Origin of the sequence: Streptomyces sp. NPDC056361 (assembly GCF_042262805.1) — a bacterium.
GTDB lineage: Bacteria > Actinomycetota > Actinomycetes > Streptomycetales > Streptomycetaceae > Streptomyces.
In genome coordinates, this window is sequence record NZ_JBHJQI010000225.1 from 1 (window position 1) to 8,881 (window position 8,881).

6 protein-coding genes are annotated in these 8,881 nt (G+C 71.3%); 4 read left to right on the top strand and 2 right to left on the bottom strand.

Annotation, left to right across the window (positions count from 1 at the left end):
- Positions 1 to 42: 42 nt before the first annotated feature.
- Positions 43 to 1,311, bottom strand: coding sequence for an ATP-grasp domain-containing protein (locus tag ACFCY7_RS38400; RefSeq protein WP_376490722.1), 1,269 nt, complete (start codon positions 1,309 to 1,311; stop codon positions 43 to 45).
- A gap of 77 nt (positions 1,312 to 1,388) precedes the next feature.
- Here ACFCY7_RS38400 and ACFCY7_RS38405 point away from each other — a divergent pair, with 77 nt between their 5' ends.
- Both ACFCY7_RS38405 and ACFCY7_RS38410 read left to right on the top strand, forming a co-directional pair.
- Positions 1,389 to 2,585 carry an MFS transporter gene (locus ACFCY7_RS38405; RefSeq protein WP_376490723.1) on the top strand — a complete coding sequence of 399 codons (1,197 nt, stop codon included), beginning with the start codon at positions 1,389 to 1,391 and terminating at the stop codon, positions 2,583 to 2,585.
- Positions 2,586 to 2,657: 72 nt separating this feature from the next.
- Positions 2,658 to 4,022: a nucleotide disphospho-sugar-binding domain-containing protein gene (locus ACFCY7_RS38410; RefSeq protein WP_376490724.1), complete on the top strand. Its 1,365-nt coding sequence runs from the start codon at positions 2,658 to 2,660 to the stop codon at positions 4,020 to 4,022.
- 145 nt (positions 4,023 to 4,167) lie between these two features.
- Here ACFCY7_RS38410 and ACFCY7_RS38415 read toward each other — a convergent pair whose 3' ends face one another.
- On the bottom strand, positions 4,168 to 5,709 hold the full coding sequence (locus tag ACFCY7_RS38415) for an alpha/beta fold hydrolase (protein WP_376490725.1): 1,542 nt from the start codon (positions 5,707 to 5,709) through the stop codon (positions 4,168 to 4,170).
- 162 nt (positions 5,710 to 5,871) lie between these two features.
- On the opposite strand from ACFCY7_RS38415, the gene ACFCY7_RS38420 reads away from it, so the two are divergent.
- Both ACFCY7_RS38420 and ACFCY7_RS38425 read left to right on the top strand, forming a co-directional pair.
- Complete coding sequence (locus ACFCY7_RS38420) at positions 5,872 to 6,228, top strand: VOC family protein (RefSeq protein WP_376490726.1); 357 nt, start codon at positions 5,872 to 5,874, stop codon at positions 6,226 to 6,228.
- Positions 6,229 to 6,444: 216 nt separating this feature from the next.
- On the top strand, positions 6,445 to 8,841 hold the full coding sequence (locus tag ACFCY7_RS38425) for an ATP-binding cassette domain-containing protein (protein ID WP_376490727.1): 2,397 nt from the start codon (positions 6,445 to 6,447) through the stop codon (positions 8,839 to 8,841).
- The last annotated feature ends 40 nt before the right edge of the window (positions 8,842 to 8,881 follow it).

Sequence of the window (8,881 nt, forward strand, 5' to 3'; positions counted from 1 at the left end):
GTGGCGCGGTCGGCGGCCGGTCGGGGCCCGGTCGAACGGCGGTCAGGAGCCGTCGAGGGCGTAGAACCCGACGCCGTCGAGGTGCCGGATGGTGTTCAGGTCGCGCTGCACGACCTCGTCGAGGTCGTGCAGCAGCGTCACGATCACCGGGTACGTGAGGTCGTCGACCGTCCTGCGGAGGTCCTGGCCCGGCTTCACCAGGGTCGCCAGGGCGTGGAAGCCCTCCAGGCGCTCGATCTCCTCGATCCCCCGGTACTCCCGGAGCACCCCCTCCACCGGCGAGACCATGCCGGCGATCGCGCAGTACCGCTTCACCTCGTACGGGGTCCCCGCGCGGGCGTGGAACCGCTCGGGCCGCAGGAAGGCCTCGACGGTCCAGTCCAGCTGCGAGGCGCCGATGCCGAGGCCGGCGGCGGCCGGGATGCCGCCGCCGGCGATCCGGGCGCCGACCTCGACCAGGCACGGACCGTCCGGGGTCATCCTGATCTCCAGGTGCGCGGGTCCGTGCCGGATGCCGAGGGCGTCGAGGACCTGGAAGCCGTACTCCGTGAGCGGCTCCACGACCCGGCTGCCGGAGTCGACGAGGGACAGGGCGTCGCAGAGGTCGACGACGCCGTTCGCGCTGACCCGGCCGGTCCGCCAGACGTCGCACACGTGGTGGCGGCCGTCCCGGCTCACGGTGTTGACCATGTACTCGGTGCCCGCCAGGTACTCCTGGGCCACGGCCCCCCGGTTGGGCTCGTCGAAGACGTCGTCGGCGTCGGCGAGGGACCGGTAGGCGGCGACGGACTCCTCCGGCGTGTCGCAGAAGGAGACGCCCTGGCTGCCGGCGCTGCGCGGCGGCTTCACCACGACCCGGCCGCCGAGCTCGCGGTGCCAGGCGGCGAGTTCGTCCGCGTCGGTGGCCCGCAGCTGCCGGGCCGCGCGGAGCCCGGCGGCCCGCAGGGTCTCGATCATCAGGTGCTTGTCGCGGCGCGCCGCGCTGAGGTCGGTGCCGTTGCCGGGCAGGCCGAGCCGCTCCGCGAGCAGGTCCGCGAGCTCCACGCCGATCTCGCCGCCCGAGATCACCGCGATCGGCGCGAACCCCGCGATCGCGTCGGCCGTGGCCGCGACGTCGCCCTCGTGGACGATGTCGGCGACGAAGTCGTCGGGAACGTGCGGGGCCGAGCGGTAGACGTACGGCACGCCACGCGTGCTCTGCACGCGGACGACGGAGCACCCCTGCTCCCGGAATTCCAGAACGAGCGAACGGACCGCGGCATAGGCATCGACCATCACGATGCACGGGCCGCCCTCTATGGCTGCTGTCATGTGTTCAAGATAGACAGACTTCCCCTTGGCCGAAATCCGTTCAGCTCTGCCATCCTCCAGCCCTGGAGGGATACTTCATGACGTTATTTCCCGCGGCATTCCGGTCGCCTCATTTCACTCCCGCATTGCTGTTCGTCAACACGTGCGGGAGTTTTCTGCTTCTCGTGAGCCTGTCCACCCACGTCGGTTCCGTCACCGGTTCGGGACTGCTCGCCGGCGCCGTCCTGAGCGCCCCCTGGCTGCCCGCGCTGCTGCTCGCCGCACCGCTCAACCGGCTGCTCGCCCGGCGCGCCCCGGAGCGGCTGATCCGGCTGGCCGAGCCCGCGAGCCTGCTGCTCACCGCCGCCGCGCTCGCGGCCCCGGGGTCCGTGCTGCTCGCCGTCGCCACCGGACTCGTCCTGGCCCGGGGCTTCTTCGAGGCGGTCACCCGCTCGGCCACCGCAGTCGTGCTGCGCGGCGCGGTCCCGGCCGACCGGCTCGACCGGGCCAACACCGTCGCCGAGATCGGCAAGTTGACCGGCCTGAGCGTGGGCGCCGCGCTGGCGGGACCGGCCGGGTCCGTCCTCTCGCTGCGGGGCCTGATCGCCGTGAACGCGGCGACCCTCGCGCTCTCCGCGCTGCTCGCCTGGGCGCTGCCGGCGTCCGGGGTCGCCGCCTCCGGGGAGAAGGACGGCGAGAAGGCCGCGGCCGACACCCGGCTGCGGGTCGAGGACCCGGTGGTGCGCCGGCTGTTCGCCCGGTTCCTGCTCGTGGCGTTCTGGCAGGGCTTCCACACGGTGGCCGTCACCGTGATCCCGCTCCACCTCCTGGACGGCGGGACCCGCCTGGTGGGCGTGTTCGTCGCGATGTCGGCGCTCGCGATCTTCGCGGGTTCGCTCGCCGCGCTGCCGGCGCAGCAGTACCTCGACCGGGTCCCGTCGGCCGTCTGGGCGGTGCTGCCCATGGCGCCGCTGCTCGCCGCGGTCCTGGTGGGCCGTACGGCACCGACGCTGGTGCTGTACGCGGTGTTCCTGGTGCTCTTCGAGGTTGCCTTCGTGCACTTCAACAACCGGCTGCTCGCCGCGGCCTCCGCCGAGGAGCTGTCGTCGGTGGTGACGCTGCGGGCGACCCTGCTGCCCTCCGGCGTGGCGGTGTCGATCCTGGTCATGGGCGCGCTCTGCGATCTGGCGGGCCCGGTCCCGGCGGCCCTCGTGGTCGCCGCCGTCACGCTCCTGGTCACCGCCGCAACCGGTGGCACCCGGCAAATCTGGAGAAGACCCGTACCGGACGCGTGAGCATGATGATCGGGACCGGCAAGGGCGGAGCACCCCCAAACTCCCCCGGCCCCGACGCGAAGGCGGTCCGTCATGCGTGTACTCATTGTGCCGTTTCCCTTTAAGACGCACCTGTTCAACCTGATTCCGCTGGCTTGGTCCCTGCAGACCGCGGGCCACGAGGTACGGGTGGCCGGCTGGCCCGACCTCCTCGACGACGTCACCGGGGCCGGGCTCACCGGCATCAGCGTCGGACCGGGCGAGACCGCCGAGGTGCGCAGGCAGCGCGACCGGCGCGACCAGCGGAAGAAGGCGGCGGCGGCGCCCGCGGCCGGCGGGGCGGCGCAGGGCGGACCGGGCGGACCCGGCGGACCGGGGCAGGGGGGCGGCCTCGACCCGCTGTTCGACGTCCGCCCCGACCGCGACCGGCTGAGCTGGGAGCAGGCCACCGGGGTCTTCGAGAACCTGGTGCTGCCGCAGGCCCGGCGGTCCAACGACACGATGATGGACGACGTGGTCGGCTTCGCCCTCGAATGGAAGCCCGATCTGGTGCTCTGGGGCGCGAAGGCGTTCGCGGGCGCGGTGGCCGCCGCCGCGGTCGGCGCGGCGCACGCCCGGGTGCTGTACTCGGTGGACGTCTACAGCCGCATGCGCGAGGACTTCCTGCACGCGCAGCGGCAGCAGCCCCCGGAGGACCGCGCCGACGGCCTGCGCGACTGGCTGTCCGGCTGGGCGGGGAAGTACGGCGTCGAGTTCTCCGAGGACCTGGTGAACGGCCAGTTCACGATCGACCCGCTGCCCGGCGCGTTCCGCCCCGACTCCCGGCCGACGACGCTCCCCATGCAGTTCGTGCCGTACAACGGCCCGACGGTGGTGCCGCGTTGGCTGGCCGAGCCGCCGCGCGCGCCGCGGGTCCTGATGACGTTCGGCGACGCGGTGAACGACGGGCCGGTGCGGCAGCTGCTGCCCGTCGAGAAGATCCAGGAGATCCTCGACTCGGTCGGCGATCTGGAGATGGAGCTGGTCCTCACGCTGCCGCGGGAGTCCCAGGACAAGCTGCGCCGGGTGCCGGACAACACCCGCCTGGTGGAGTCCGTGCCGCTCGCCGACGTCCTGCCGACCTGCACGGCCATGGTGCACCACGGCGGGACCTGGTCGTTCGGCTGCGCGCTGCGCTACGGCGTCCCCCAGCTGCTCGTCAGCCGGGCGTTCGACGTGCCGCTGAAGCTCCAGTGCCTGGAGCGGTCGGGGGCGGGGCTCGCCATGAAGCCCGCCGAGGTGGACGGGCCCGGCGTCCGCGCCGCGATCGTCCGGCTCATCGAGGACGAGACGCTCCGGGCCAACGCCCGGCGGCTGCGCCTGGAAGTCCTCACGATGCCCGCGCCCAACGAACTCGCGCGCACCCTGGCCCAGTTGGCCGACGCCCACCGGGCCGGTGCGGCCACGGCGGTGCGCTGAGCCGGAGCGGCGCCCTCCGGGCGAAGCCTTCCCGGAGAACGCCGCTTCCTTTCGTCACGGAGGCCACGGGCCCCGCATGTCTCGCTCATGCGGGGCCCGTCCGCGTCCCGCATGTCTCGCTCATGCGGGGCGCGTCCGTGTCCGCTCAGGCGCCGGCCGGCACCGGGTCGGGAGCCGCCGCGCAGGTGGCGTCGACACCCCACTTGGAGGCGGGCCGGGTGCCGTCCCTCAGGTAGTCGCTGAGGTAGGCGTTGAGGCAGGTGTTGCCGTTCGCCGACAGGGCCGCACCCACGCTGTGGCCGCCCTTCTCCATGATGAAGCGGGAGTTGGGGAAGCGCAGGTGCGTGTCGTAGGCGCCGAGGACGCCGTGCGAGGTGTCGAACTCGGGCTGCACGATGAGGACGTCCACCGAGGAGTTGCCGACCTGCACCGGGGTCTGGGAGGCGGCCGGCCAGAAGGCGCACGGCGCGGTGTACCAGGCGTTGTTCCAGGTCAGGAAGGTGGTGCCGACGGCGTACTGGGAGTGGTAGGCCGCGCTGTAGGTGTTCCAGTCCTTCGGCCACGGGCCGTCGGTGCAGTTGACCGCGTTGGTCATGGTGTGGCGGTTCTGGTGCGGGAAGCCCGGGTCGGAGAAGTTGGCCTTCAGCGACGTCGGGTCGTTGTTCACGACGAAGTCCGAGAGGATCTTCGCGCGGTTCAGCCAGATCCAGTGGCGGTAGACGACCGGCTCGAAGACGTCGGCCCACTCCGCCGGGCCTATCTTGCCGTCGACGGGCGCGGTCCTCAGGCTCTCCTGGGCCTGGTAGTACTTCGCCTCGACCTGGGCGGCGGTCGTGCCCAGGTGGTAGACGGAGTCGTACTTGGCGACCCAGGTGAAGAAGATGCCGGCGTTCTGCTCGGTCGTGAAGTTCTTGCCGAGCTGGTTGAGGAAGCCGACGCCGCTCGGGCTGACCACGCTGTCGAGGATCATCCGCTGCACCCGGTTCGGGTACATGGAGGCGTAGACCGAGCCGAGGTAGGTGCCCCAGTCGGTGCCGAAGTAGGTGATCTTCTCCTGGCCGAGCGCGATGCGCATCTGCTCCAGGTCGCGCGCGGAGTCCTTGGTGGTCAGGTGGTCGAGCACGTCGCCGTACTGCTGTCCGCAGCTCTGGGCGTACGCGCGGGCCCGGTCCACCAGGGCCTGCTCGGCGGCGGGCGAGGCCGGCACGGGCTCGGGAAGCGCCTGGCCCGGGTTGATGTAGGTCGGGTCGCAGACGATCGCCGGCTCGCTGGCGCCGACGCCGCGCGGGTCGAAGCCGATGAAGTCGTAGGCCGCGCCGACGTCCGCCGCGAGGCCGGTGGTGCCCTTGGCGTAACGGGTGGGCAGGTCGCGCGCGATCGGGCCGGGCCACTGGCCGCGGTGCAGGATCACGACGCCCTTGTACTGCGCGTCGGCGACGGTGTGCTTGGCCCGGGTCAGTGCCAGACTGATCTTCCGGCCCTCGGGCTGGCTGTAGTCGAGCGGCACCTGGACCGTGCCGCACTCGAGGCCCTTGAGCATGGCTCCGAGGGTCGGATCGTTTTCCGGACACGGCGACCAGGCCACGCTTGCGGCCGGCGTGACCGCCTCCACCGCCGCCACCGGGGTGACGGCCGGACCCACCAGGCCGGTCACGATCACCGTTGTGACCAATGCGAGCTTCTTCACGTGATTCCCCTTCTGGATGCAACGCGCTCGCAGCCTGACAAGGCGCTCTGTAATTCCGGTCAAAGATGGCTGGAATCCCACTTGAGTGAGCAAGAACGGAGAAGCATCCGGGGAGGGGTTTTCCCTAGCATGCGGAAACACGATCCCGACCTAGGAGTGATCATGTCCCACCCCGGCACCCAGGGAATCAAGACGGTGCTCCACCCCGTCAAGGACCTGGCGACGGCCAAGACCGTGTACACCGCACTGCTCGGCGTCGAACCGCAGACCGACGAGGACTTCTACGTCGGCTTCGACGTCGCGGGGCAGCACATCGGCCTGGTCCCCGGGGCGGGCACGCAGGGCATGGCGTCCCCGGTCGCCTACTGGCACGTGCCGGACATCGAGGCGAAGTTGGCCGAGGTGATCGCGGCCGGCGCCGTCGTGCAGAACCCCGCCGCCGAGGTCGGCGGCGGCCGTCTCGTGGCCACCGTCACCGACGTCGACGGCAACGTCCTCGGCCTCCTCCAGGAGCGCTGACCCCGGCCGCCTCCGCCCCGCCCGCCCGGAGCGCCCCTCGCACCCGGCCCATCCCCCCCGATCCGGCTCGCGTCCCCCTGGATTCCCGCTCGAATTCTCCTCAAGCCCCCCGCGAGGAGAATTCGAGCGGGATTCGAGGGGGATTCGAGCGTGCCCGCCTAAGCTCGCCGGATGGGGCCGGGCAAGGGCGGTCCCATCCGGAGAGATGGAGAGACCATGAGCAAGGACACCGGCACGGACGCGCGCTCCGCCGAGCCGCACGTCGCCGACCGTCACGACCTGATCCGCGTGCACGGGGCACGGGTGAACAACCTCAAGGACGTCAGCGTCGAGCTCCCCAAGCGCAGACTGACGGTGTTCACCGGGGTGTCCGGCTCGGGCAAGAGCTCCCTCGTGTTCGGCACGATCGCCGCCGAGTCCCAGCGGATGATCAACGAGACGTACAGCGCCTTCGTCCAGGGCTTCATGCCGTCGATCGCCCGCCCCGAGGTCGACGTCCTCGAAGGGCTGACGACCGCGATCGTCGTCGACCAGCAGCGCCTCGGCGCCGACCCCCGCTCCACGGTCGGCACCGCCACCGACACCAACGCGATGCTCCGCATCCTCTTCAGCCGCCTGGGCGCGCCGTACATCGGCCCGCCCAGCGCGTTCGCCTTCAACGTCCCCAAGCGGGTCGCCAGCGGCGCCATGAGCATCGACAAGGGCAAGGGCGAGAAGCTCGTCGTCACCAAGGCCGTCTACCACGGCGGCATGTGCGCCCGCTGCGAGGGCCGCGGCACCGCGAACGACATCGACCTCACCCAGCTGTACGACGAGTCGAAGGCGCTCGGCGACGGCGCGTTCACCATCCCCGGCTGGAAGCAGGACAGCTTCTGGACCACCCGGGTCTACACCGACTCGGGCATCCTCGACCCGAAGAAGCCGATCCGCGACTTCACCGCCGACGAGATGGCGGAGTTCCTCCACGGCGAGGCGCGCAAGGTCAAGGTCGACGGCGTCAACCTCAACTACGAGGGCCTGATCCCGAAGATCCAGAAGTCCATGCTCTCCAAGGACAAGGACTCCCTCCAGCCGCACATCCGGGCGTTCGTGGAGCGCGCGGTCACCTTCACCTCGTGTCCCGAGTGCGGCGGTTCGCGGCTCAGCGAGGAGGCCAGGTCGTCGAAGATCGGCGGCGTCTCCATCGCCGACGCCTGCGCGATGGAGATCAGGGACCTGGCCGCCTGGGTCCGCGGCCTCGACGAGCCGTCGGTCGCGCCGCTGCTCGCCAAGCTGCTGCACACCCTGGACTCGATCGTGCGGATCGGCCTCGGCTACCTCTCCCTGGACCGCCCCGCGGGCACCCTGTCCGGCGGCGAGGGCCAGCGGATCAAGATGATCCGCCACCTCGGCTCCTCGCTCACCGACACCACCTACGTCTTCGACGAGCCCACCACCGGCCTCCACCCGTACGACATCAGCCGGATGAACGACCTGCTCCTGGAGCTGCGGAACAAGGGCAACACGGTCCTCGTCGTCGAGCACAAGCCGGAGACGATCGCCATCGCCGACCACATCGTCGACATCGGCCCGCGGGCCGGCTCCGGCGGCGGCCAGGTGATGTTCGAGGGCACCCTCGACGGGCTGCGCGCCAGCGGCACGGTCACCGGCCGCCACTTCGACGACCGCGCCGCCGTCAAGGACACGGTGCGCAAGGCCGACGGGCACCTGGAGATCCGCGGCGCCAGGACGCACAACCTCCAGGACGTCGACGTCGACATCCCGCTCGGCGTGCTCTGCGTGGTCACCGGCGTCGCCGGCTCCGGCAAGAGCTCGCTGATCCACGGCTCGGTGGCGCGCCGCGAGGGCGTGGTCTCCGTCGACCAGGCGCCGATCAAGGGTTCGCGCCGCAGCAACCCGGCGACGTACACCGGGCTGCTCGACCCGATCCGGAACGCCTTCGCCAAGGCCAACGGCGTGAAGCCGGCCCTGTTCAGCGCCAACTCCGAGGGCGCCTGCCCCACCTGCAACGGCGCCGGCGTCATCTACACCGACCTGGCGATGATGGCGGGCGCCGCCACCACCTGCGAGGACTGCGAGGGCAAGCGGTTCGAGGCGTCGGTCCTCGAGTACCGGTTCGGCGGCCGCGACATCAGCGAGGTCCTCGCGATGCCGGTCGACGAGGCGAAGGACTTCTTCGGCGCCGGTGAGACCCGCGTCCCCGCCGCCCTCCGCATCCTGGAGCGCCTCTCCGACGTCGGCCTCGGCTACCTCGACATCGGCCGGCCGCTCACCACCCTGTCGGGCGGCGAGCGCCAGCGGCTCAAGCTGGCCACGCACATGGCGGAGAAGGGCGGCGTCTACGTCCTCGACGAGCCGACCACCGGCCTCCACCTCGCCGACGTGGAGAACCTCCTCGGCCTGCTCGACCGCCTCGTCGACTCCGGCAAGTCGGTCATCGTCATCGAGCACCACCAGGCCGTGATGGCGCACGCCGACTGGATCGTCGACGTCGGCCCCGGCGCCGGTCAGGAAGGCGGCCGGGTCGTCTTCGAGGGCACGCCCGCCGAACTCGTGGAGAACCGCTCGACCCGCACCGGCGAGCACCTGGCGGCATACGTCGGCCGGCAGTAACACCGTTCGGAATCAAGGGGGTTGGCGACGGGAGAGTTCC

What these genes read in the sequence shown, in the direction of transcription:
- ACFCY7_RS38400 (WP_376490722.1), bottom strand. Translation starts at nt 1,311, where the DNA reads ATGACAGCAGCCATAGAGGGCGGCCCGTGCATCGTGATGGTCGATGCC.
- ACFCY7_RS38405 (WP_376490723.1), top strand. Translation starts at nt 1,389, where the DNA reads ATGACGTTATTTCCCGCGGCATTCCGGTCGCCTCATTTCACTCCCGCA.
- ACFCY7_RS38410 (WP_376490724.1), top strand. Translation starts at nt 2,658, where the DNA reads ATGCGTGTACTCATTGTGCCGTTTCCCTTTAAGACGCACCTGTTCAAC.
- ACFCY7_RS38420 (WP_376490726.1), top strand. Translation starts at nt 5,872, where the DNA reads ATGTCCCACCCCGGCACCCAGGGAATCAAGACGGTGCTCCACCCCGTC.
- ACFCY7_RS38425 (WP_376490727.1), top strand. Translation starts at nt 6,445, where the DNA reads ATGAGCAAGGACACCGGCACGGACGCGCGCTCCGCCGAGCCGCACGTC.